This window comes from Microbacterium luteum (genome assembly GCF_015277875.1).
Lineage (GTDB): Bacteria > Actinomycetota > Actinomycetes > Actinomycetales > Microbacteriaceae > Microbacterium > Microbacterium luteum.
Window position 1 is genome coordinate 915,753 of the sequence record NZ_CP063814.1, and the last position, 23,257, is coordinate 939,009.

The following is a 23,257-nucleotide window of genomic DNA, read 5'->3' on the forward strand; positions in this document are numbered from 1 at the left end:
CGTGGCCGTGGATGCGACCGTCTGACGTGCCCGCAGACCTCGACCAGAGTGCGCTCGATCGCGCATCCCTCGCCACCCGACCGCGCACGCTCGTCGAGGTCTTCCGCGACACCGTCGCCCGGCACCCGGAGGCCTCGGCGCTCGATGACGGCGCCGGCGCCCTGAGCTACCGGGAGCTCGCCGCACTCGTCTCGCGCACCGCGGCGCGCCTGCACGAGGCCGGTGTTCGCCGCGGCGACCGCATCGGCATCCGGGTGCCGTCCGGCTCCCGGGATCTCTACGTGTCGATCCTCGGCGTGCTGGCCGCTGGAGCGGCCTATGTACCGGTCGACGCCGACGACACCGACGAGCGCGCCGCGCTCGTGTTCGGCGAGGCGGCGGTGACCGGGATCATCGGCACCGGCGGCGTGTATGTGCCGACTGATCCCGCCTCGGGCGGTGGGGCGGCGACCGGGCCGGCGGTGCTCTACGCCGACGCCGCCCCCCACCCGAGCACGAGCGCGATCGCCGCGGTGCCTCCGCCCACCGTCGACGACGACGCGTGGATCATCTTCACCTCGGGCTCGACGGGCGTTCCGAAGGGCGTGGCGGTCACGCACCGCAGCGCGGCGGCGTTCGTCGACGCCGAAGCGAACCTCTTCCTGCAGGATGCGCCCCTGGCGCCGGGGGGTCGTGTGCTCGCGGGACTGTCGGTCGCCTTCGACGCGTCGTGCGAGGAGATGTGGCTCGCGTGGCGCCACGGCGCGTGCCTCGTCCCCGCGCCGAGGTCGCTCGTGCGCTCCGGCGACGATCTCGCCCCGTGGCTGCTTCGGCAGAGCATCACCGCGGTCTCGACCGTTCCGACCCTCGCCTCGATGTGGCCGGGCAGCGCGATCGAGAACGTGCGCCTGCTGATCTTCGGAGGCGAGGCGTGTCCTCCCGAACTGGCCGCTCGTCTGGCTGCGGAGGACCGCGAGGTCTGGAACACCTATGGCCCGACCGAGGCGACCGTCGTGGCCTGCGCTGCACCGCTCGGAGGGGACGGTCCCGTGCGGATCGGCCTGCCGCTGGACGGATGGATGCTCGCGGTCGTCGACGCCGACGGGAACCGGGTCGGTGAAGGCGAGGCGGGAGAGCTCATCATCGGCGGCGTCGGCCTCGCCCGCTACCTGGACCCTGAGAAGGACGCGCAGAAGTACGCGCCGATGCCCTCGCTCGGCTGGGAGCGCGCGTACCGTTCGGGCGATCTCGTGCGCTACGAGCGTGAGGGGCTCATCTTCCAGGGGCGCGCCGACGATCAGGTGAAGATCGGGGGCCGCCGGATCGAACTCGGCGAGGTCGAGGCCGCGCTCGGAGATCTCCCCGGCGTGGCCGCTGCCTGCGCTGCCGTTCGCAAGACGGATGCCGGAGTCTCGGTGCTCGTCGGATACGTCGTCACCGAGGCCCCCCTCGACCGCGCCGCCGCGCGGGCGCGGCTCACCGAGCGACTCGCCGCCGGGGTCGTCCCGATCCTCGCAGAGGTCGACGACCTTCCCGTGCGGACCTCCGGCAAGGTCGACCGTGCCGCGCTGCCGTGGCCCCTCCCGGGCACCGATGACACCGCCGACGGACTCAGCGACGACGAGGCATGGCTCGCGGAGCAGTGGCAGGCGGTGCTCGGAATGCCGATCACCGATGCCGCCGCGGACTTCTTCGACCTCGGCGGCGGGTCTCTGGCGGCGGCGCAGCTCGTCTCGCGCATCCGCACCCGGGTTCCGGAGTTCTCCGTCGCCGACATCTACGACGTCCCACGGCTCGCGGCGATGGCGTCGGCGATCGGGGCCGTGGCCGCGGCGACACCGGTGGGGGAGTACTCCACGCCGAAGCCGACGCCGCGGCGGATGCAGTGGCTGCAGTCGCTCCTCGGTGTGCCGCTGTTCATCGTCACGGGTGTGCGCTGGCTGCTCTACCTGCTGACCGCGAGCGCGCTGCTGCGGCTCGTGCCGGGGTTCGACGTGCTTCCCGAGGTGCCGTGGTGGGTCCTCGTGGTGGGCCTGCTTCTGTTCGCGACACCGTTCGGCCGGATGGGGATCGCCGCGCTCGCGGCGCGACTGCTGCTGTCCGGTGTGAAGCCGGGCGACTATCCCCGGGGCGGCTGGGTGCACCTGCGGCTGTGGCTCGCCGACCAGTTCGCCGACCAGATCGACGCGGTGGGTCTGGCCGGCGCACCGTGGGTGACGTTCTATGCGCGGCTGCTGGGGGCGAAGATCGGCCGCGACGTCGACATGCACACGCTCCCGCCGATCACCGGGATGCTCGAGGTCGGTTCGCGCGCATCGATCGAGCCGGAAGTCGACCTTACCGGCTCCTGGATCGATGGTGACCGCGTGCGCGTCGGGCCGGTGCGCATCGGGGCGGATGCCGCGGTCGGCGCACGGAGCACGCTCGCGCCCGGGACGCGCATCGGCCGTCGGGCCGAGATCGCCCCGGGGGTCGGCGGTGTTCGGCCGCGTGCGCGCCGATCAGAGATGGGCCGGCTCGCCCGCGGTGCGCGTGGGTGCGGCCGGCGACGACCGCTGGCCCGAAGACGCCCCGCCCCCGGCGCGCCGCTGGCTCACCGCCTACGCGGCATCGTCGGTCTTCCTCGGGCTCCTGCCGATCGGCTCGCTGGCCGTCGGCGGGCTGGTTCTCGCGGTGGGAGCGAGCGGCGCAGACACTCTCGGCGCGTTCTTCGCCAGTGCCGCCGCATGGCTGGTTCCCGCGGTGATCGCGGCGGGCGTGGTCTATGCGGGAGCCGTCGTGCTCGGCGTGCGCCTGCTGGCGATCGGCCTGACGGAGGGGACTCATCCGGTGCGATCGCGGATCGGATGGCAGGTGTGGACGACCGAGCGGCTTCTCGATTCCGCGCGCCAGTTCCTCTTCCCGCTGTACTCGAGCCTGTTCACCCCGGTCTGGCTGCGCCTGCTCGGAGCACGGGTGGGCAAGAACGTCGAGGCCTCGACGGTGCTGCTGCTGCCGTCGATGACGCGCATCGAAGACGGGGCCTTCCTCGCCGACGACACGATGGTCGCCTCCTACGAGCTCCGCAAGGGCTGGATGCGCATCGGAAGGGTGCGCATCGGCAAACGGGCCTTCCTGGGGAATTCCGGGATGGCCGGTCCCGGCCATCGCGTTCCCAAGGACGGCCTGGTCGCCGTGTTGTCGGTGGCACCCGAGAAGGCGAAGGCCGGCTCGTCCTGGCTCGGCTCACCGGCCGTGCGCCTGCGACGCGTCGCGACCGAGGTCGACGAGAGCCGCACCTATCGGCCCGGGGCCGGATTGCGTGTCGCTCGCGCGACATGGGAGCTTCTGCGCATCGTGCCGGTGATCGTCAGCTGCGGGCTCGGGCTCGGCGTGCTGTTCGCCCTCGCGGCGCTGTGGGAGGGCGTGGGGCCGGTGTGGACGCTCGTGCTGTCGGGACCCGCCCTTCTGCTCGCGGGCGGTCTCGCGGCCGCGGTGACGACGCTCGCGAAGTGGCTCATCGTCGGACCCATCCGTGCGGGGGAGAAGCCGCTGTGGTCGAGCTTCGTGTGGCGCACCGAGGTCGCCGACACGTTCACCGAGATGGTCGCCGCGCCGTGGTTCGCGCGGGCGGCCGCCGGAACGCCGGCGCTCGCCGTCTGGCTGCGTTCCCTGGGCGCGACGATCGGGCGGGGGGTCTGGTGCGACTCCTACTGGCTGCCGGAACCCGACCTCGTCACCCTCGGCGACGGTGCGACGGTCAACCGCGGCTGCGTTGTGCAGACGCACCTGTTCCATGATCGAATCATGAGCATGGATGCCGTCGAACTCGAGTCCGGGGCGACCCTCGGACCGCACAGTGTGATCCTGCCCGCGGCGACCATCGGCGCCGACGCCACGGTCGGTCCGGCATCCCTCGTCATGCGGGGGGAGCACGTGCCGGTGGGCTCGCGTTGGAGCGGCAACCCGATCGGCCCCTGGCGTGCGGTCAAGGTCCGCGCCTACCAGACGACCTCGTGAGCGACGCGTACACGCCCTCGAGCGGCGACGCGTCGTACGACGTGGAATCCTACGACCTCGATCTCCGATACGCCGTCCGGACCAATCACCTCGAGGCCCGCGCGACCCTCAACGCGGTCGCCGTGACCGACCTCGGTGCGTTCTCGCTCGACCTCATCGGACTTCGTGCGACGCGCGTGACCGTCGATGGCGTGCCCGCGAAGTTCCGGCAGGGACCGCGCCACCTCCGCGTGAGCGTGCCGCATCCGGTCGCCGCGGGTGAGCGGTTCTCGACGGAGGTGCGCTACGCGGGAAGGCCCTCTCCCCGCAGGTCGACGTGGGGGCAGATCGGGTGGGAGGAGCTCGAGGAGGGCGCGCTGGTCGCGTCGCAGCCGGTCGGGGCGCCCACGTGGTTCCCCTGCAACGATCGCCCCGACAACCGGGCGCGCTTCACCGTGGCCGTGACCGCGGATGCCGGCTACACCGTCGCCGCCACGGGACGCCGCGTCTCGGTGACCAAGCAGGGGCGTTCGACGCGCTGGGAGTTCCGCAGCGACGTCCCGACCGCCACCTATCTCGCGGCCGTGCACATCGGGCCCTACCGCGAGAAGTCGCTGGGACCAGCGACGGTCTTCACGCCGGGCGCCTTGGCGGTGCGGGCGCGCCGGGCTCTGGCCGACGTGCCCCGCATGATCGCGTGCTTCGAGGAGACCTTCGGGACCTATCCGCAGGAGGCGTGCACCCTGGTGGTGACTCCCGATGATCTCGAGATCCCGCTGGAGGCGCAGGGACTCGCCGTCTTCGGCGCGAACCATCTCGAACCGGAGTACGAGCGGCTGATCGCCCATGAGCTCGCCCACCAGTGGTTCGGCAACAGCGTCGGGATCGGCGCGTGGCGAGACATCTGGCTCAATGAGGGCTTCGCCTGTTACGCCGAGTGGGTGTGGTCCGAGGCCTCGGGCGGGCCCACGATCGAGGATCTCGCGGCCACAGCCCACAGCCGCGTTCGCGACCTCCGTGCCGACATCGTGATCGGAGACCCGGGGGCCCGAGACATGTTCAACGATCGGGTCTACAAGCGCGGCGCGCTCACCCTCCTTGCCGTGCGCCGCACCATCGGCGCCGAGGCGTTCGCGCAGCTGCTGACCGCGTGGACCGGCCGCCACCGCCATGCTCTGGTGTCGACGGACGACTTCATCGCGCTGGCGGAATCGTTCGCGGGCCGCCCGATGGCGGCGTTCTTCGACGAGTGGCTCTACGCCCGCGAGCTTCCGCCGCTTCCCGCGGACGCGTGAGGTCTCGGCCTGTCATGCCGAGCGCCACGCCGCACTGAGGACGGACCCGGGCGGTCCCGGCAGATCGCGCCCGCGCACGTCGGGGGCCGACGGGAGGGACGCCGTCCAGATCGAACCCGCGGTGTGCACGACGACGGATGTCGGGTCGAGGCGCAGGAGCCGGCCGTCGGCCTTGGCGGCAGCCTCGAGACGCACCCACTCCCGGAGGGTGGCGACACCGACCACGTCGGAGGCGTCCGAGGCGTCGCCGCGCTCCGCGTCGATGCCGAAGCCGACGAGTCCGCGTCCGTCGATGACAGCCGCGACCGCGGTCGCAACACGATTCATGCCGTCCCGGACATACGTCGTCGATGCGAGAAGTCCGCCGGGGGTCAGCCGCGGCGCGCCGTGGTCTCCACCGCACCGGGGGCACACCCGCGACACCTCGCGCCCGGGAGCGAGGCGGTGAAGCAGGTCGTCGGCGACGGCGCGTCGGCGGGCGTCCGCGACGGGTGCCCACGCGACCCGGATCGCCTCCACGTCACACGCCGGCGTCGTGCTTCTCGGTGGCGACGATGCCCGAAGCCGGGTCGTCTGCCGAGAGATGCACGACCGAGAACTCTCCCGTGTCCAGCGCCGACGCGCTCCCCAGATACGAGCCGGGGATGCTGCCGGCCGCAAGCGCGAGCTCGCTGACGATGTCGGGAAGCACGGGGCCGTGGCTGCACAGAACGACGGGCCGGCGCGCGCGGATCCGATCACCGACAATGCGCCGCACATCCGATCGCCCCTCCTCCCACGCATCCTGGCTGATCCCCGGCTCGAGGTGCACCTTGCAGCCCAGAGCGGCCGCGAGCGGACGCACCGTGCTGGCGCACCGCACTGCGGGGCTGGAGACGATCTTGCGCACGCCGAACGCGACAAGCGGGCCGACGAGCTCGTTCGCCTGCCGGCGCCCGCGCGGGGCGAGCGGACGCTCGGCGTCCACCTCGCCGTCGAACGCGTCGCGCGAGACGGCCTTGGCGTGTCGGAGGATCACGAGGGGGAAGGTGCGCAAGGCCCCCTCGTCGAGGAAGGCGCGGAATCTCTCGACGATCTCGACGTCGACGGGGTAGCTGAGGCGCTTCACGGCCTTCTTCAGCGACACCCACTCGAGCCCGGCGATCTCCTTGTTCGGCGTGAACGAACTCGCCCGGATCGCGGCGTCGGTCGCCTCGGCGGCCCAGTAGTGCACGATCTTCTCCCGCGACGACGGAAGCCGGTAATGGGAGACGCCGATGTGCGCACCGAGGCTCACACGGATGCCGGTCTCTTCGTGGATCTCGCGCGCGGCCGTCTCGGGCAGGGTCTCCCCGGGGTCGACCTTGCCCTTGGGCAGGCTCAGGTCGCGGTACTTCGTGCGGTGCACGAGCAGGATGCGCAGCTTGCCGTCGACGACCCGCCACACCACCCCGCCGGCGGCGTAGACGATGGCCGAGCTCATCGGACGGCCCGTGCGCGACGGCGTCGCCGCACGTCGTGCATGGTGCGATCCTGCAGGTCCAGCAGCGGTGCGCCGTCGGCGCTCTGGGCGTGGCGCGTCCATTCCGCGTCCGCGCCCAGCCACCACGAGCTGGTGGCGTCGCTCATGGCGAGGGTGAACAGATCGTCCAGCTCGCGGAGGTGCGCGGGGGCGACGACCCGCACGAGCGCCTCGATGCGCCGATCGAGGTTCCGGTGCATCATGTCGGCGCTGCCGATGTACATCTGCGGATCGCCGTCGTTCTCGAACGCGAAGATGCGGGAATGCTCGAGGTAGCGCCCGAGGATGCTCCGCACCGTGATGTTCTCGCTCAGGCCCGGCACACCGGGGCGGAGGGAGCAGATGCCGCGCACCCACACCTCCACGGCAACCCCCGCCTGGCTGGCGCGGTACAGCGCGTCGATGATCTGCTCGTCGACCATCGAGTTGACCTTGATCCGCACCCGGGACGGCTTGCCGGCCAGCGCGTTCTTGCGCTCCTTGTCGATGAGCCGGAGGAGCCCCTTGCGCAGGTGCAGCGGAGCGACCAGGAGCCGCTTGAACTTCTTCTCGATCGCGTATCCGCTCAGTTCGTTGAAGAGGCGGGTGAGGTCGCGGCCGACCTCGTCGTCGACGGTGAACAGGCCGAAGTCCTCGTACAGCCGACTGGTCTTGGGGTTGTAGTTCCCCGTGCCGACGTGGCTGTAGTGGCGCAGCACCCCCTCCTCCTCGCGGATCACGAGGGCGAGTTTGCAGTGCGTCTTGAGCCCGACGAGGCCGTACACGACGTGCACGCCCGCCTTCTCGAGCTTGCGCGCCCACACGATGTTGTTGGCCTCGTCGAAGCGCGCCTTCACCTCGACGAGAGCGAGAACCTGCTTGCCGGCCTCTGCCGCGTCGATGAGCGCCTGGATGATCGGGCTGTCGCCCGACGTGCGGTACAGCGTCTGCTTGATGGCCAGAACGTGGGGGTCCTTCGCCGCCTGCTCGAGGAAGCTCTGCACACTGGTCGCGAACGACTCGTAGGGGTGGTGCACGAGCACATCCGCCTTGCGGATCGCGGTGAAGATGTCGCTGCGCTCGGTGTTGTCGCCCGGCTGGAAGGCGAGCGCCGTCGTGGGCAGGTGCGGCGGGTAGTGCAGATCGGGGCGATCGATGCGCGCCAGATCGAACAGGCCGCGCAGGTCGAGCGGTCCGGGCAGGCGGTAGACCTCCTGCTCGGTGATGTCGAGTTCGTTCACCAGGAGCTCGAGTGTGAGGTCGTCCATGTCGTCGGTGACCTCGAGGCGGATGGGAGGTCCGAAGCGCCGGCGCATGAGCTCGGCCTCGAGCGCCTGGATGAGGTTCTCGGTCTCGTCCTCCTCGATCACGAAATCCTCGTTGCGCGTGAGGCGGAACGCGTGATGATCGAGCACCTCCATCCCCGGGAACAGGTCGCTGAGGTTGTTGGCGATGAGGTCCTCGAGCGGCAGATACCGCACCGCGTCGTCGTCGCGCGAGACCTCCACGAACCGCGGGAGCATGGGCGGCACCTTCAGTCGCGCGAACTCCTGACGGCCGGTGCGGGCGTTGCGGATGCGGATCGCCAGGTTCAGCGACAGCCCGGAGATGTACGGGAAGGGGTGCGCCGGGTCGACCGCGAGCGGCATGAGCACGGGGAAGACCTGGGTCTGGAAGTAGGTGTAGAGCTTCGCCCGGTCGTCGTCGTCGAGCGCATCGTAGGAGAGCACCTCGATGCCGCTGCGGGCCATCGCGGGCTTCACCAGATTGGTCCACGCCGCGGCATGACGCACCTGAAGGGCGTGCGCCTCGGCGGAGATGTCGGAGAGCACCTCGTGGGGCGAGCGCCCGACGTTGGTGGGCACCGCCAGTCCCGTGACGATGCGGCGCTTGAGGCCGGCGACGCGCACCATGAAGAACTCGTCGAGGTTGCTGGCGAAGATCGCGAGGAAGTTCGTCCGCTCCAGGAGCGGTGTCAGCTCGTCCTCCGCCAGCTCCAGCACGCGCTGGTTGAAGGCGAGCCAGCTCACCTCCCGATCGAGATAGCGGTGCTCGGGCAGCTGCGCATCGAAGCTCTCGGACTGGTCGAAGTCATCGTCGTCTGCGTCGCCGAGACCGGCATCGAGAACCTCTGGTTCGATCATCCCTTCATCATTGCAGGACGAAGGTGACCGCGGTGTGAACCGCGGCGGGCTAGGACGCTTCGCCGCGTTCGCGCGGCGCCGGGACCTGGTCGTCTTCGTAGACGTTGAAGCGGTAGCCGACGTTCCGGACCGTCCCGATGAGCTGCTCCAGGTCGCCGAGCTTGGCACGCAGGCGACGAACGTGCACGTCGACCGTGCGGGTGCCGCCGAAGTAGTCGTATCCCCACACCTCGCTGAGAAGCTGCTCGCGCGTGAAGACCCGGGAAGGATGCGTGGCGAAGAAGTGCAGGAGCTGGAACTCCTTGTAGGTCAGATCGAGCGGCTTGCCGTGCACCTTCGCGGAGTACGACGACTCGTCGATGGAGATGCCGGAGGTCTGGATGCGGCTCGATCCCTGGTCCTGGCTCTTGCGTCCGATCGCGAGGCGGATGCGCGCATCCACCTCCGCGGGACCGGCGGTCACGAGGATCACGTCGTCGACGCCCCAGTCGGTCGACACGGCGGTCAGTCCGCCCTCGGTGACGATGAGGATCAGCGGAGCGTCGGCGCCGGTGGTGTTCAGGATCTTGCTGAGCGACTTGGCGCCGACCAGGTCGACGCGCGCGTCGATGAAGATGACGTCGGAGCTCGGCGCGTTCACCAATTGCGCGGCTTCGGCCGGGATCTGTCGCACGCGATGACTCAGCAGTTCGAGCGAGGGCAGGACAGGGCCGCCCCCCTGTGCGGAGCTGAGAACCAGAAGCTGTGCCAAGACGCCATCCTCTCGGCGTCGAACACGCCGTGGGCCCCATATTAGAGCGTGGGTGACACCGGCTCCGAAACGCGCCGGTTGGCGCCCGGCTCGGGGTGCGCGAGAATGGTCGCGATGTCCACCCCACCGCTCGCACCGCGCTCGACCTTCGGCGGCGTCGTCGCCGTCTGGATCGTCGCCGCAATCGTCGGCGTCGCGATCGGACTGTTCGTGCCGGCCGAGTGGCGCGCGGCGTGGATGCCGGTGGGACTCGGCGGGTGCCTGATCCTCGCGTTCGCCGTGCAGCTGTCCTACGGGCGCTCCTACCGCTTCATCCAGCGCGTGGCCGCGAGCGTCGTCGGAGCCCTCCTGATCCTCGGCGTGATCAGCCTCGGGTTCGGTCTCGCGTCGGTGGTTCCGGGATAGAGTGGTCGGCATGGATCTCGTGGCGCTGGAACTCTTCTTCATCGGCCTTCTGGGTCTGGCTTCGCTGGCGATCGTGTTCATCTCCGGCGTCGTCGTGAAGAACCTGTATCGCGGCCAGCGCTGACGGGGCGCGTCGTGCTCGATCTGCCGACCGACATCGCCGCAGACCTCGCCCCGCTCTCCTGGCTCATCGGGGTGTGGGAGGGCACCGGCGTTCTGGACTACACCGCCGGCGACACCCGCTTCTCGGGGGAGTTCACCCATCGGGTGAGCTTCAGCCACGACGGCGGCGACCACCTGAACTACTCCGCCGACGCCTGGACGATCGGAGCCGACGGCGGCCGTGTGCCGCTGGTCGCCGAGGTCGGCTTCTGGCGTCTGGAGCGTCCGGCGGTCGCCACCGACGCCGGCCCGGCTCTGCTGCCGCCGCGTGCGCCCGGACCCGCTCGCACGGCGGATGACGTCGAGAAGCTCCGCAACGCCGAGGGCGGGTTCGACATCCAGGCCCAGATCGTCCACTCCGACGGCGTCGGCGAGCTCTATCTCGGTCAGATCAAGGGGCCGCGCATCGACCTGGCCACCGACGCGGTCGTGCGCACCGCCGGTGCGCGGGACTACGCCGCGGCCACGCGTATGTACGGGCTCGTCGAGGGAGATCTGCTCTGGGCGTGGGACATCGCCGCTCTCGCACACGACCTGCGATCGCACGCGTCGGCACGTCTGAAGCGCGCGGAGTGACGGCGATGATCGATTCTGCGCGCGTGCCCGGGGCGGTGATCGAGGGCGGAGTGCTCCAGCACCTCGGGTCACCGCTCGGCGAGCAGCGCGCCCTTGCCGGCGGTCGGGCGGTGGCCGTGCTCGGCGACCGCCGCGTGCTCGCTGTCACCGGCGAGGACCGGCTGTCGTGGCTGGACTCCCTGACATCGCAGGCGCTGCGCACCCTCGAGCCCGGTGTCAGCACCGAGCTGCTCGTGCTCGACCCGCAGGGGCGTGTCGAACACGCCGCTGCCGTGCTCGACGACGGCGAGACGACCTGGCTGCTCGTCGACGCCGGCGACGCCGACGCGCTCCTGATCTGGCTGCAGCGGATGCGGTTCCGGCTTCGGGTCGAGCTCCGCGACGCCGGTGACGAGTACACCGTGGTGGGCGGCGCGTCCGATGCCGTCGCGCCGTGGGCGGCATCCGTCGACGGCAGGCCGCTCGTGTGGCGCGACCCCTGGCCTGACGTCGCCGTGGGCGGCTGGGCGTACGCCGCGACCGATCCCCACCCGGGGGGCCAGCGCGGATGGGCCGAGGCGCTCGTCACGTCCGACCGCGCCGAGGCGCTGGTCGAGGCCGCCGCGCGGGGAGAAGCGGCCCTCGCCGGCGTGATCGCCGCCGACGCCCTTCGCGTCGCCGCCTGGCGGCCCCGGTGGGCCGCCGAGGTCGACGGGCGGCTGCTGCCCCATGAGGCCGACTGGCTGCGCACGGCCGTGCACCTGGACAAGGGGTGCTACCGCGGGCAGGAGACCGTCGCCAAGGTGCACAACCTGGGGCATCCTCCGCGTCGCCTCGTCTCCCTGCATCTCGACGGCAGCGACAGCGTGCTGCCCGAGCGCGGTGCGGCGGTGCGTGCCGGTGGTGACGTGGTCGGCGAGATCACGTCCGCGGCGCTGCATTTCGAAGACGGTCCGATCGCTCTCGCGCTCGTCAAGCGATCCGCGCCGGTGCCGGGCACGCTCACGGTGGACAGCTCGGCGGGTGACATCGCCGCGGCCGCGGAGACGATCGTTCCGCCCGATGCCGGGCGCACCGCCGCGGTCCCGCGCATGCCGCGGCTCGGGCGACGCACCGCGGCCGGGTGAGATGAGCGACGCGCCGCCGCCGCTGACCGAGGCGATCCCGGTCGGATGGCGTGCCCAGCTCGATCCTCGACCGCGGCTCCGGCGGCTGCGCGACTCGGCGAACGCCATCGTGCAGATCGTGGTCGCCGCAACGGCGGCGTACGCCTTCGCCCACTATCTCCTCGGGCATCCGGCACCGCTCATCGCGGCGACGGTGACCGTCTCCAGCCTCGGGCTCGTGCGCGACGCGCGGCCACGACGCGTGCTGCAGACCGTGCTCGGCATGCTCGTGGGCATCCTCGTCGCCGAAGTGATCGCGATGGTCGCTGGGTCGGGCTGGTGGCAGCTGGCGATCGCGCTCGCCGTCACGATGACCGTCGCACGCCTGCTGTCGGCCCACGCCGGGTTCACCATCGCGGCGGCGATCCAGGCCATCATCGTCATCGTCGTCCCGGCGGAGACGCCCTTCCTGAGACTGGTGGACGGCGTGGTCGGCGGGATCGCCGCCCTCGCGGTGACCGCGCTGATCCCGAGGAACCCGCACAAGGCGGAACGGCGGGATGCGGCGGCCCTCTTCCTCGCGGTGCAGAAGACGATGGACACCCTCGTGCAGTCGCTGCGACGCGGCGACAGGCTGCGCGCGGAGCGCGGTCTGCAGCGAGCGCGGGCGCTGCAGAAGCACGTCGACCGCTGGGCCGATTCGCTCGACTCCGGCCTGTCGATCGCGCGCATCTCGCCGTTCCTGCGCCGCGCCCGCGGCGAACTGCTGCGGCACGACCGTGTGCGGCAGGCGATGGATCTCGCGACCCGCAACCTGCGCGTGGTGGCGCGGCGGGCGGTGTACCAGACCGACGACCGTCGCCCCCGGGTCGTCGTCGCCGAGACGCTGGCCGAGATCGCGCGCGTCATGGCGCTGGTGGAGGACTCGCTCGACGACATCGCGCTCGCCCCGGCCGCGCGCGAGGCCGGGAGGGCGGTGGCCTCCCGGCTGGACCCTCGGACGATCCTTCCCGACGCGGACCTCGGGGAGCAGAACCTCATCGTCGCGATGCGCCCGCTCGTGACCGACCTGCTCACGGCCACCGGGATGACACCCGACGAGGCGCGGGAGTGCCTGCCGCGCCTGTGACCCGGCGGCGGTCACGGCTGCGGTGCGATCGCCTCCCACGGGATGGTGACCTCTCCCAGACGCCACCTCGAGCGATCCCGCAGCGGCCATCCGGATGCCGCGGTGACCTCGAGTGTGCGGCGCCACCGGTCCACCGGCCCGAAGGCTCGCAGCGCGGTCGAGCGCTCCCAGGATGCCGCGAGGTCGCGCAGGAAGGCGTGCACCGGCTCGCCGGGCACGTTGCGGTGGATGAGGGCCTTGGGCAGTCGCTCGGCGGCGACGGCGGGGGAGTCGAGGTCGGTCAGCCGCAGCGAGAGGGTGAGGGTCGCGGGGCGCCCGTCCGCGCCGACGGCGATCCACGTCGCGACCCGGCCGATCTCATCGCACGTGCCCTCCACGAGCACGCCTCCCGGCTGCAGGCGCGCGGTCATGCGGTCCCACGCGCCGGCGACATCGGACTCCTCGTACTGCCGCAGCACGTTGAACGCTCGGATCGCGACCGGTCGACGACCGTCCGGGGTGGGGATCTCGAAGCCACCCCGCGCGAAGGACACGGCCGTGGCCGCCGCGAAGGGCGTCTCGCCGGAGCGCACGCGCTCGAGCTGGGCGGTCGCGCGCGCTACGCGCTCGGGATCGATCTCGAGGCCGCGCACCTCGACATCCTGTCGCCTGCGCGCCAGTCGTGCGTGCAGTTCGAGCGAGGTGACTGCGCTCGCGCCGAAACCCAGGTCGACCACGAGCGCGTCGTCCGTGCGCCGCAGAGCCGGGTGGCGGGCCAGCCAGCGATCCACGCGACGGAGACGGTTGGTCCCCGTAGTGCCACGGGTGGCGCGGCCCACGATCGTCGTGCGCGAGGACGGGGGAGATGGGGCCACGAGACCATCCTCGCAGTCAGTAGGATTGCGGGTATGAGCGAGCCGTACACGCTGATCCTCCTCCGCCATGGCCAGAGCGAATGGAACAAGACCAACCAGTTCACCGGGTGGGTCGATGTCCGCCTCACCGAGCAGGGGAAGTCCGAAGCCGCCCGCGGCGGCTCGCTGCTCGCCGAATCAGGGATGCTCCCCGACGTGCTGCACACGTCGCTGCTGAGCCGCGCCATCCAGACCGCCGACATCGCCCTCGACGCCGCCGACCGGCTCTGGATCCCGGTCAAGCGCACGTGGCGCCTCAACGAGAGGCACTACGGCGCGCTGCAGGGCAAGGACAAGGCGCAGACCCTCGAGGAGTTCGGCGAGGAGCAGTTCATGCTCTGGCGTCGGTCCTTCGACGTTCCGCCGCCGCCGCTTCCGGCAGACGCCGAGTACAGCCAGGTGGGCGACCCGCGCTACGCCGACATCGACGGCGACGTGCCCGAGACCGAGTCGCTCAAGCTCGTCATCGATCGCATGCTGCCGTACTGGCACAGCGACATCGTGCCCGACCTCCAGGCGGGCAAGACCGTGCTGGTGACCGCCCACGGCAACTCCCTGCGCGGCCTCGTCAAGCACCTCGAGGGCATCAGCGACGACGACATCGCCGCGCTGAACATCCCGACCGGAATCCCGCTCGTCTACCGTCTCGACGAGTCCCTGACCCCGCTGGGCCCCGGCGAGTACCTCGATCCGGAGGCCGCCGCCGCCGGCGCCGCCGCGGTCGCCTCGCAGGGCAAGGGCTGACCTCCCGACGCACGAACGAAGGGCGGGCCCGCATCGCGGAGCCCGCCCTTCGTTCGTGCGTGTCAGGTCAGTCGGATGCGACGATCGTGGTGTCGATCTCCTGGTCGTGGCTGGCCCAGTCGCCGGTGGCGAGGTAGAGGACCTTCTTCGCCACGGAGACGGCGTGGTCGCCGAAGCGCTCGTGGAAGCGGCTCGCGAGCGTCGCGTCGACGGTCGCGGAGGCCTCGTGGTCCCATGACTCCGACAGCACCTTCTCGAAGACGCTCACGTGCAGCTCGTCGATCTTGTCGTCGATCTCGCGGATCTGCTCCGCCAGGCGGAGGTCCTCGGTGCGCAGCAGGTCGGTGAGGGTTCGTGCTGCAGCCACGTCGAGCTCGCCCATCTTGGTGAAGGTGGACTTCAGGCCGTGGGGCACGACGCGCTCCGGGAAGCGCATGCGCACGAGCTGTGCGACGTGCTCGGCGATGTCGCCCATGCGCTCGAGCGAGGCGCTCATGCGCAGGGCGCTGACGACGATGCGCAGGTCGCGTGCGACCGGCTGCTGACGAGCGAGGATCTCGATGGCCAGCTCGTCGAGCGCCACCGCCTTCTCATCGATGATGATGTCGGCCTCGATGACCTCCTCGGCGAGGGAGACATCGCTCTTCTCGAACGCGGTGGAGGCCTTCTCCATCGCGATCGTGACGAGTTCGGAGATCTCGACGAGACGTGACTGCACGTCTTCGAGGGTCTGGTGGAAGACTTCGCGCATTGCGGCACCTTTCCTTCGGTCGTGCGGGGTGCGGCCCCGGCGATTCTCGTCAGGGAAGGTTAACGAACGGTTCCCCCGGGGTGAATAGTACTGATCCCGCGCGGAGGGCATCGGGACTTGCGCGAAGCGGCCGTTCGCGATCCGTTTACGCTGGTCCAATGACCACGACGGCTGCCGCGCTGCTCGCGCTCCTGGTCGGCTCCCTCATCGGCGCGGGCATCGCCGTCGTCATCTTCCTCTCCCTCCGGGCGCGTGACCGGGCCCACGCCCACTCCTCTCGTGCGGTTCCCGACGGGATCCGCGAAGTGCTGCACGGCATGGAGGATCCCGCCGCGATCGTCGATGCCTCGTCGACCGTGCTCGCCGCATCGTCTGCCGCGGCGCCGTACGGCATCGTCGAGGCCGCGGCGCTCGGCAGCGACGACCTGCGCCGCGTGGCGAGGAGAGCGCGGGACGCCACGAGCGTGACCGCCGAGACGCTCCGGCTGATGCGCGGCGCCCCGCCGGCCGAATCGCGCCTCGTGACCGTGCGAGCCACGCGGGTGTCACCGCGCCTCACCCTGATCGTGCTGCGCGACATCACCGAGCGCGAGCGGGTGGAGCAGATGCGCCGCGACTTCGTGGCGAACACCAGCCACGAGCTGAAGACGCCGGTGGGGGCGGTGACTCTGCTCGCCGAAGCCATCGAGTCGGCGGCTGACGACCCGGAGCAGGTGAAGGTGTTCGCATCGAGGCTGACCGCGGAGGCTCAGCGTCTGGCATCGCTCACCTCGCGCATCATGAATCTGTCCCGCCTCCAGGCCAGCGATGAGCTCAGTGAGCCGCGCGATGTCGCCGTCGACGAAGTGCTCACCTCCGCGATCGAGTCCAGCATGATCCAGGCGGCGGCATCCGGGGTGGAGATCGTGCGGGGCGGCGATCGAGAGCTGTTCGTGCGGGGCGACGCCCAGGTGCTCTCCGAAGCCCTCGGCAACCTGATCGTCAACGCCGTCGCCTACTCGCCGCACGGCAGCAAGGTCGGGGTCGGCGTCAAACGTGTCGACGACGTCGTGGAGATCGCCGTCACCGATCGCGGCATCGGCATCCCGGAGGCCGACCAGCAGCGCATCTTCGAGCGCTTCTACCGCGCCGACCAGGCGCGCTCGCGCCGCACGGGCGGAACCGGTCTCGGGCTGTCGATCGTCAAGCACGCGGTCCAGCGGCACGGCGGAGAGGTGCGGCTGTGGTCGCGCCCCGGGCGGGGTTCGACCTTCACCATCCGCCTGCCGCTGGTCGACGCGCCGCTCGACGCCGCGATGGGCAAGCGCAAGAAGAAAAAGAAGAAGGACAAGATGAAGGCTCCCCTGAACGGAGAAACCCGATGACCCGCGTTCTCATCGTCGAAGACGAGCCCGACCTCGCCGACCCGCTCGCCTACCTGCTGCGGCGCGAGGGATACGAGGTCGAGACCGCCGAGGACGGCGCGCTCGCGCTGACGGCGTTCCGTGAGCGGGGCGCGGACATCATCCTCCTGGACCTCATGCTGCCGGGCATGCCCGGCACCGAGGTGTGCCGGCAGGTGCGCACCGCCTCGCAGGTGCCGATCATCATGCTCACCGCCAAGGACTCCGAAGTCGACATCGTGGTGGGCCTCGAGCTCGGGGCCGACGACTACGTCACGAAGCCGTACTCGACCCGGGAGCTGCTGGCCCGCATGCGCGCGGTGCTCCGCCGCAACGCGCAGGCCGAGGCCGACCTCGAAGATCACATCCTCGAGGGCGGCCGTGTGACGCTCGACATCGATCGCCACACCGTGTCGGTCGACGGCAGCGAGATCAGCATGCCCCTGAAGGAGTTCGAGCTGCTGGAGGTGCTCATGCGCAACGCGGGTCGCGTGCTCACCCGCGGTCAGCTGATCGATCGCGTCTGGGGCACGGACTACTTCGGCGACACCAAGACTCTCGACGTGCATATCAAGCGCATCCGCTCGCGCATCGAGCAGAGCCCGAGCGACCCCACGATGCTCGTGACCGTGCGCGGTCTGGGCTACCGCTTCGAGGCCTGAGCCCGACGACGACGAAGGCCCCGGGGGAGATCGAGATCTGCTCCGGGGCCTTCACCGCTTCGCGGCGCGGGCCGTCAGGGGACGAGCGGCGCGAGGTAGTCCTGTTCGCCGTCGAGCACCGGCACGGGCACGACGGTCGTCTCGCCGTCGCCCGACTGGAACGACATCGGGATGTCGGTGCCCGGCATCGCTCCGCCGAGGTCTTCGATCAGCAGCGGCTCGGTCTCATCGGACCCGAGGCTGATGACCGTGTTCGCGGGGACGCGGATCGTCGCGGTGCCCACCGACCCGGCGTCGCCGATGTCGATGCGGAGCGTCTCGGCGCTGTCGGTGCCGTTGACGACCGCGGCGACGAGGTTGCCCTGCTCGCCGTCGTCGGTGACCACGAGCACGTTGCGCACCTGCAGGGGACCGGAGGTGTCGGGGACCATCATCCCGTCACCCGGCGAGTACTGGATGGTCGTCGCCTGCGTGGAGATCATGCTGCAGCCGGTCGCCCCCAGGACGACGGCCGCGCCGAGCGCCAGAGACGCCAGTCGCCGCGCAGCGGTGCGGTTGTTCGAGATCACGGATCCTCCCGGGACGGATGACGGCATCGTCTCCGATTCTAGGGTGTCGCCGGCGCGGGTGCCGACCGGGGCCGTGACGGGTCACCGCACGCGGTGGAGAACCTTAGCGTATGTCGCCTGTGGTATTCTGGAGGTTGCCGAAGGGACATAACTCCATGCTTTTTGAGGTTGGCGAAACCGTCGTTTACCCCCACCACGGAGCGGCGACCATCATCGAGGTCAAAGACCGTGTGATCAAGGGCGAGACGAAGAAATACCTGAAGCTCAACGTCACCCAGGGCGATCTGGTCATCGAGGTTCCGGCGGAGAACGTCGACCTCGTCGGCGTCCGCGACGTGATCGGCAAGGAAGGCCTCGACAAGGTCTTCGAGGTGCTGCGTGCCCCCTTCACCGAGGAGCCCACCAACTGGTCTCGCCGCTACAAGGCGAACCTCGAGAAGCTCGCTTCCGGTGATGTCATCAAGGTGAGCGAGGTCGTCCGCGACCTGTGGCGCCGCGATCAGGACCGCGGGCTCTCCGCCGGCGAGAAGCGCATGCTCGCGAAGGCCAAGCAGATCCTGATCTCGGAGCTCGCCCTGGCCGAGAAGACCGACGAGGACAAGGCGAGCGTCATGCTCGACGAGGTGCTCGCGAGCTGATCTCCCCGGATGCCGTGAGCATCACACCCGTTCCCCGCGTCGCCGTCGTCGTCGTCGCGGCCGGCGCCGGCACCCGACTGGGCGCCGGCGGACCGAAGGCGCTCGTCGGCATCGACGAGCATTCGCTGCTGCGGCACTGCCTCGCCGGTGTCTTCCGCGCCGCTGCGGCGCAGGTGGTCGTCGTCGCCCCCGCCGGGCGGGAGGGCGACGCGCTGACCGAGGCGATCGAGGCGGCAGGCGAGCGGCGCGACCTCGTCACCGTCGTGACGGGAGGGGGCTCGCGCCAAGAATCGGTGCGCGCGGGTCTGGCCGCCCTGTGGGGTGATGTTCGGTACGTGCTCGTGCACGACGCGGCGCGCGCGCTCACCCCGCCCGATGTCTTCGCCCGTGTGATCGCCGGGCTCGAAGCCGGCGCCGACGGCGTCATCCCGGTGCTCCCGGTGATCGACACGATCAAACGCGTCGAAGATCGTGCCGTCGTTGCAGCGGTGGACCGTTCCGAGCTGTCCGCGGCGCAGACGCCGCAGGGTTTCCGCCGAGATGCGCTGGATGCCGCCTACCGCGCCGTCACGCGCGAGCACACCGACGATGCCGCACTCATGGCGGAGGCGGGGCACGACGTGTCGGTCGTGGCCGGCGACCCGCTCGCGTTCAAGATCACCACGCCGGCCGACCTCGAGCGCGCCCGTCATCTCGTCGCGGCGGATCCGCTCCCGGTTCGCCGCGCGTCGCTCACCCCAACCGGTGGGGCGCCTCGTGTGGGCGTGGGCACGGACGTTCACGCCTTCGCGACGAGCGGCGAGCTCCGTCTCGCGGTCTTGTCGTGGCCGGGGGAACCGGCCCTGGCGGGTCACTCCGACGGGGATGCGGTGGCACACGCCATCGTCGACGCCCTGTTGTCGGCGGCGGGTCTGGGAGACATCGGAACCCACTTCGGCACGGGCCGCCCGGAGTACGACGGCGCGCACGGCGAGGTCTTCCTCACGCGCACAGTGGGCCTTCTCGGGGAGGCGGGCTGGCGCGTCGGAAACGTCGCGGTGCAGATCCAGGCGAACCGCCCGCGCTTCTCGCCGCGGCGGCTCGAGGCCGAGAGGGCGCTCTCGGCGGCTCTCGGCGGCGCGCCGGTGTCGGTGTCGGCCACGACGACCGACGGCCTCGGGTTCACGGGTCGCGGCGAGGGGGTGGCGGTCACCGCCGTCGCGCTGGTGCTGCCCGCCTGAACGGAACCGCCGTCAGCCTTCGACGGCGAACGGCTCGGGATCGCGCGGAGTGCGCGCTCCCCAGGCAAGCAGGGCCAGTCCCGCCCCGAGAACCGCGAGGCCGAGGAGAGCGACGGTCGGCAGGCGTTCGCCGAGCACGACGACGCCCAAGAGGGTCGCCGTCAGCGGCTCACCCAGGGTGAGCGTCGCGGCCGTCGCGGCGGTGAGGCCGCTCAGTCCCCAGGTGAACACGGTGTAGGCGACGGCGATCGTCGCCACCCCCAGCCACGCCGTCATGGCGATGCCCGCGGGGTCGGCCAGCCACGTGAGGTCGACGAACGGGAGCGCCCCGAGGGCCAGCACGCCGGAACCGGCGCCCATCGCCCCGACGACGAGGAACGGATCCCACCCGGCGTCGAGCAGGCGGCGCTGAGAGACGGCGATCACGGCGAAGCTGGCGCCGGCGCCGAGCGACCCCGCGAGGCCGGCCGGGTCCGTGCCGGCCTCGCCGCCGCCGGCGAACCCGAGCATCACGACGCCGGCGGTGGCGAGAGCGGTCGCGCCGATCCACGTCGCGGTCGGGCGGCGACGGGTGAGCATCCATTCGGCGACACCGGCGAGGACCGGCGCCGACCCCAGGGCGACCACCGTTCCCACCGCCACGCCGTTGCGTGCGGTGCCGAGGAAGAACAGCGGCTGGTAGACGGCCAGTGCGACGGCGGTCAGGGCCATCAGGGTGAGCGCCCACGGTGTCGCCCGAGGTCGCGGTATCGGCGACCGCCGCGCTCGACGGGCGGCGAGGGGGAAGGTGATCGCGGCGATGGCGATGCCGCCCACGATCAGCCGCATCGCGCCGACCGACAGCGGCGTGGTCCCGTCGGGGCCGAGCACCTGCGCGGTGCCGGTGGTGCCGAACAGCATCGCGGCGACCAGGACGGCGAGAACGTGCAGCACCACACCGTTCTACCCCACCTCGGTGCGGCACCTCCCGGAGCGGCCGCTCGGCGCGCCGCGGGTAGGCTGGGCGGGTGACTCTCCGGCTCTACGACACCAAGGCGCAGCTCCTGCGTGACTTCGTGCCGATCGATCCCGCGAACGTCACCGTGTACGTCTGCGGCCCCACCGTGCAGTCGGGGCCCCACCTGGGGCATCTGCGCGGCGCGCTGAGCTTCGACATCCTGCGCCGCTGGCTCGCCCACCGATACGACCGCGTGACCTTCGTGCGCAACGTCACCGACATCGACGACAAGGTGCTCGAGAAGGCCGTCGACGGCGAGCCGTGGTGGGCGCTCGCCTACCGCATGGAGCAGGAGTTCAGTCGCGCCTACGCGGCGATCGGCATCCTCCCGCCCACCTACGAGCCGCGGGCGACGGGCTCCATCCCGCAGATGATCTCGCTGATCTCGCGGCTGATCGATCGCGGTCACGCCTACGCCGCCGCGGGCGACGTCTACTTCGACGTGCGCTCCTGGGCCGCCTACGGAGACCTGACGCGTCAGAAGGTCGACGCGATGGAGACCGCGGCCGACGCCGATCCGCGCGGCAAGCGCGATCCCCACGACTTCGCCCTGTGGAAGGGCGCCAAGCCGGGGGAGCCGTCCAGCGCGTCGTGGGACTCGCCGTGGGGCGCGGGGCGCCCGGGATGGCACATCGAGTGCTCCGCGATGTCCCGCCGCTATCTCGGCGGCGACTTCGACATCCACGGCGGCGGCCTCGATCTGCGCTTCCCGCACCACGAGAACGAACTCGCCCAGTCCACCGCCGCCGGCGACGGCTTCGCCCGGTACTGGGTGCACAACGGCCTCGTCACCGTCGGCGACCAGAAGATGTCGAAGTCGATCGGCAACGTCCTGCTCGCCGACGAGGTGCTCGCCGATCGTGATCCGCTCGTCGTGCGCTACGCGCTCGCCGGCGCCCACTACCGGTCGAGCCTGGACATCTCCGCGTCGAGCTTCGCCGAGGCCGAGGCCGCACTCGATCGCATCCGAGGCTTCCTCGATCGCGCCGTGCGCACGCTGCGCGACGACACGGTCGATCTGCGCGTGACGGCCGAGATCCCCGACCGGTTCGCGGCGGCGATGGACGACGACCTCGGTGTGCCGCAGGCGCTCGCCGTGCTGCACGAGACCGTCCGGGCGGGCAACGCGGCACTGGAGGCGGGGGATCGGGATGCGGCGCTGCGCGCCTTCGCCGACGTCGCCGCGATGACCGGCGTGCTCGGCATCGACCCGTTCGATCCGATGTGGCGCAGCGACACCGGCGACGCGCACGCGACGGCGCTCGATGCGCTCGTGCAGACGATGATCACGCAGCGGGCCGATGCGCGCGCGACGAAGGACTGGGCCACGGCCGATCGGATCCGCGACGCCGTCGCCGCCGCCGGCATCACCCTGGAAGACACCCCCGATGGAACACACTGGAGCTTGAGCGATGGCTAAGCCAGGACGACCCGGCGCGAGCCGGGGCAAGAAGAAGGGCCCCACGAAGGGGTCCGGCGGACAGAAGCGGCGGTCGCTCGAGGGCAAGGGCCCCACGCCCAAGGCGGAGGACCGCGCCTGGCACCCCGCCGGCAAGCGCAAGGCCGCCCAGGAACGCTACGTCGCCGCGGGTGGTAAGGGGCGTGCGGGGGCGAAGCCCCAGGGCTCGAACCCGAACCGCTCCGGCCGCGGGTCCTCCGACGACACCGAGACCGTCACCGGGCGCAACTCCGTGCTCGAGGCGCTGCGTGCGCGCATCCCGGCCACGGCGCTCTACGTGGCGCAGCGGGTGGAGATGGACGATCGCGTCAAGGAGATGCTGTCGATCGCCACGAACCGCGAGATCGCGATCCTCGAGGTCACCCGGCCGGAGCTCGACCGCATGGCCGGATTCGACGGCGTGCATCAGGGTGTCGCCCTCAAGGTGCCGCCGTACGAGTACGCGCACCCGCAGGACCTGCTCGAGCAGGTGCTCGACACCGGCGCGACCCCGCTCCTGGTCGCCCTCGACGGGGTGACCGACCCGCGCAACCTCGGGGCCATCATCCGCTCGACCGCCGCGTTCGGCGGTCAGGGGATCATCCTGCCCCAGCGACGCTCGGCCAGTGTCAACTCCGCCGCGTGGAAGACCAGCGCCGGCGCGGCCGCTCGCATCCCGGTCGCCGTCGCGCCGAACCTCACCTCCACGCTCAAGGAGTACAAGAAGCAGGGGGTCTTCGTGCTCGGGCTCGACGGCGGCGGCGACGTGTCGCTGCCGAAGCTCGAACTGGCCGACCGGCCGGTCGTGATCGTCGTCGGCTCCGAGGGCAAGGGGCTCTCCCGCCTGGTGACCGAGACGTGCGACCAGATCGTGTCCATCCCGATCTCCGCGGCGACGGAGTCCCTCAACGCCGGCATCGCGGCATCCGTCGCCCTCTATCAGGTCGCCACCGCCCGCGCCGCCCAGGGCTGAGCGCGG

20 protein-coding genes and 1 pseudogene are annotated in these 23,257 nt (G+C 71.0%); 13 read left to right on the forward strand and 8 right to left on the reverse strand.

The features are described from left to right. The first annotated feature begins 11 nt into the window (after positions 1 to 11). A pseudogene (locus tag IM777_RS04465) lies at positions 12 to 3,978 on the forward strand (Pls/PosA family non-ribosomal peptide synthetase). Further along, complete coding sequence (locus IM777_RS04470) at positions 3,975 to 5,252, forward strand: M1 family metallopeptidase (protein ID WP_071044442.1); 1,278 nt, start codon at positions 3,975 to 3,977, stop codon at positions 5,250 to 5,252. The pseudogene IM777_RS04465 and the gene IM777_RS04470 overlap by 4 nt, the downstream one beginning before the upstream one ends. A 12-nt stretch (positions 5,253 to 5,264) precedes the next feature. Here the strand turns inward: IM777_RS04470 and IM777_RS04475 are convergent, their stop codons facing one another. From IM777_RS04475 to IM777_RS04490, 4 genes are read right to left on the reverse strand one after another with little or no spacing between them, the layout of a single operon-like run. Continuing rightward, positions 5,265 to 5,771 carry a hypothetical protein gene (locus tag IM777_RS04475; RefSeq protein ID WP_071044443.1) on the reverse strand — a complete coding sequence of 169 codons (507 nt, stop codon included), beginning with the start codon at positions 5,769 to 5,771 and terminating at the stop codon, positions 5,265 to 5,267. Position 5,772: 1 nt separating this feature from the next. Continuing rightward, on the reverse strand, positions 5,773 to 6,714 hold the full coding sequence (locus IM777_RS04480) for an NUDIX hydrolase (RefSeq protein WP_071044444.1): 942 nt from the start codon (positions 6,712 to 6,714) through the stop codon (positions 5,773 to 5,775). Next, a complete protein-coding gene (locus IM777_RS04485) occupies positions 6,711 to 8,876 on the reverse strand; it encodes an RNA degradosome polyphosphate kinase (RefSeq protein ID WP_071044445.1) in 2,166 nt (721 codons plus the stop codon). Before IM777_RS04485 ends, IM777_RS04480 begins: the two co-directional genes overlap by 4 nt. A gap of 49 nt (positions 8,877 to 8,925) precedes the next feature. After that, entirely contained in the window at positions 8,926 to 9,627 is a 702-nt protein-coding gene (locus tag IM777_RS04490; protein ID WP_071044446.1) for a winged helix-turn-helix domain-containing protein, read from the reverse strand. A 114-nt stretch (positions 9,628 to 9,741) separates the two neighbouring features. On the opposite strand from IM777_RS04490, the gene IM777_RS04495 reads away from it, so the two are divergent. From IM777_RS04495 to IM777_RS04510, 4 genes are all read left to right on the forward strand, one after another. Continuing rightward, positions 9,742 to 10,032, forward strand: coding sequence for a hypothetical protein (locus tag IM777_RS04495; RefSeq protein WP_071044558.1), 291 nt, complete (start codon positions 9,742 to 9,744; stop codon positions 10,030 to 10,032). Between the two features lie 135 nt (positions 10,033 to 10,167). Then, positions 10,168 to 10,770 (forward strand): nitrobindin family protein, encoded by a 603-nt coding sequence (locus tag IM777_RS04500; RefSeq protein ID WP_071044447.1) that lies wholly within the window; start codon positions 10,168 to 10,170, stop codon positions 10,768 to 10,770. Positions 10,771 to 10,775: 5 nt separating this feature from the next. After that, positions 10,776 to 11,876, forward strand: coding sequence for a CAF17-like 4Fe-4S cluster assembly/insertion protein YgfZ (gene ygfZ, locus IM777_RS04505; RefSeq protein WP_071044448.1), 1,101 nt, complete (start codon positions 10,776 to 10,778; stop codon positions 11,874 to 11,876). A 1-nt stretch (position 11,877) separates the two neighbouring features. Continuing rightward, on the forward strand, positions 11,878 to 12,984 hold the full coding sequence (locus IM777_RS04510) for an FUSC family protein (protein ID WP_071044560.1): 1,107 nt from the start codon (positions 11,878 to 11,880) through the stop codon (positions 12,982 to 12,984). A gap of 11 nt (positions 12,985 to 12,995) precedes the next feature. On the opposite strand, the gene IM777_RS04515 is transcribed toward IM777_RS04510, so the two are convergent. After that, positions 12,996 to 13,838 (reverse strand): class I SAM-dependent methyltransferase, encoded by an 843-nt coding sequence (locus IM777_RS04515; protein ID WP_176759403.1) that lies wholly within the window; start codon positions 13,836 to 13,838, stop codon positions 12,996 to 12,998. Between the two features lie 33 nt (positions 13,839 to 13,871). On the opposite strand from IM777_RS04515, the gene IM777_RS04520 reads away from it, so the two are divergent. Next, positions 13,872 to 14,621, forward strand: coding sequence for a phosphoglyceromutase (locus IM777_RS04520; RefSeq protein WP_194384796.1), 750 nt, complete (start codon positions 13,872 to 13,874; stop codon positions 14,619 to 14,621). A 67-nt stretch (positions 14,622 to 14,688) separates the two neighbouring features. Here the strand turns inward: IM777_RS04520 and phoU are convergent, their stop codons facing one another. Then, positions 14,689 to 15,372, reverse strand: a complete 684-nt coding sequence (gene phoU / locus IM777_RS04525; protein WP_071044450.1) for a phosphate signaling complex protein PhoU — start codon at positions 15,370 to 15,372, stop codon at positions 14,689 to 14,691. A gap of 158 nt (positions 15,373 to 15,530) precedes the next feature. On the opposite strand from phoU, the gene IM777_RS04530 reads away from it, so the two are divergent. Further along, positions 15,531 to 16,736 (forward strand): sensor histidine kinase, encoded by a 1,206-nt coding sequence (locus IM777_RS04530; RefSeq protein WP_071044451.1) that lies wholly within the window; start codon positions 15,531 to 15,533, stop codon positions 16,734 to 16,736. Then, positions 16,733 to 17,416, forward strand: coding sequence for a response regulator transcription factor (locus IM777_RS04535; RefSeq protein WP_071044452.1), 684 nt, complete (start codon positions 16,733 to 16,735; stop codon positions 17,414 to 17,416). Before IM777_RS04530 ends, IM777_RS04535 begins: the two co-directional genes overlap by 4 nt. 74 nt (positions 17,417 to 17,490) lie before the next feature. On the opposite strand, the gene IM777_RS04540 is transcribed toward IM777_RS04535, so the two are convergent. Then, positions 17,491 to 18,012 (reverse strand): hypothetical protein, encoded by a 522-nt coding sequence (locus IM777_RS04540; RefSeq protein WP_071044453.1) that lies wholly within the window; start codon positions 18,010 to 18,012, stop codon positions 17,491 to 17,493. Positions 18,013 to 18,140: 128 nt separating this feature from the next. Between IM777_RS04540 and IM777_RS04545 the strand changes: the two genes are divergently transcribed. Further along, complete coding sequence (locus IM777_RS04545; RefSeq protein ID WP_071044454.1) at positions 18,141 to 18,623, forward strand: CarD family transcriptional regulator; 483 nt, start codon at positions 18,141 to 18,143, stop codon at positions 18,621 to 18,623. A 14-nt stretch (positions 18,624 to 18,637) separates the two neighbouring features. Then, a complete protein-coding gene (gene ispD, locus IM777_RS04550; protein WP_071044455.1) occupies positions 18,638 to 19,843 on the forward strand; it encodes a 2-C-methyl-D-erythritol 4-phosphate cytidylyltransferase in 1,206 nt (401 codons plus the stop codon). 12 nt (positions 19,844 to 19,855) lie between these two features. On the opposite strand, the gene IM777_RS04555 is transcribed toward ispD, so the two are convergent. Continuing rightward, positions 19,856 to 20,776, reverse strand: coding sequence for a DMT family transporter (locus IM777_RS04555; protein ID WP_071044561.1), 921 nt, complete (start codon positions 20,774 to 20,776; stop codon positions 19,856 to 19,858). Between the two features lie 74 nt (positions 20,777 to 20,850). Here IM777_RS04555 and cysS point away from each other — a divergent pair, with 74 nt between their 5' ends. Together cysS and rlmB are read left to right on the forward strand one after the other, a co-directional pair. Next, complete coding sequence (gene cysS / locus IM777_RS04560; protein ID WP_071044456.1) at positions 20,851 to 22,260, forward strand: cysteine--tRNA ligase; 1,410 nt, start codon at positions 20,851 to 20,853, stop codon at positions 22,258 to 22,260. Next, the gene (rlmB, locus tag IM777_RS04565; RefSeq protein WP_071044457.1) at positions 22,253 to 23,251 is read left to right on the forward strand and encodes a 23S rRNA (guanosine(2251)-2'-O)-methyltransferase RlmB; all 999 of its coding nucleotides are present in this window, start codon (positions 22,253 to 22,255) and stop codon (positions 23,249 to 23,251) included. Before cysS ends, rlmB begins: the two co-directional genes overlap by 8 nt. Positions 23,252 to 23,257 lie beyond the last annotated feature (6 nt).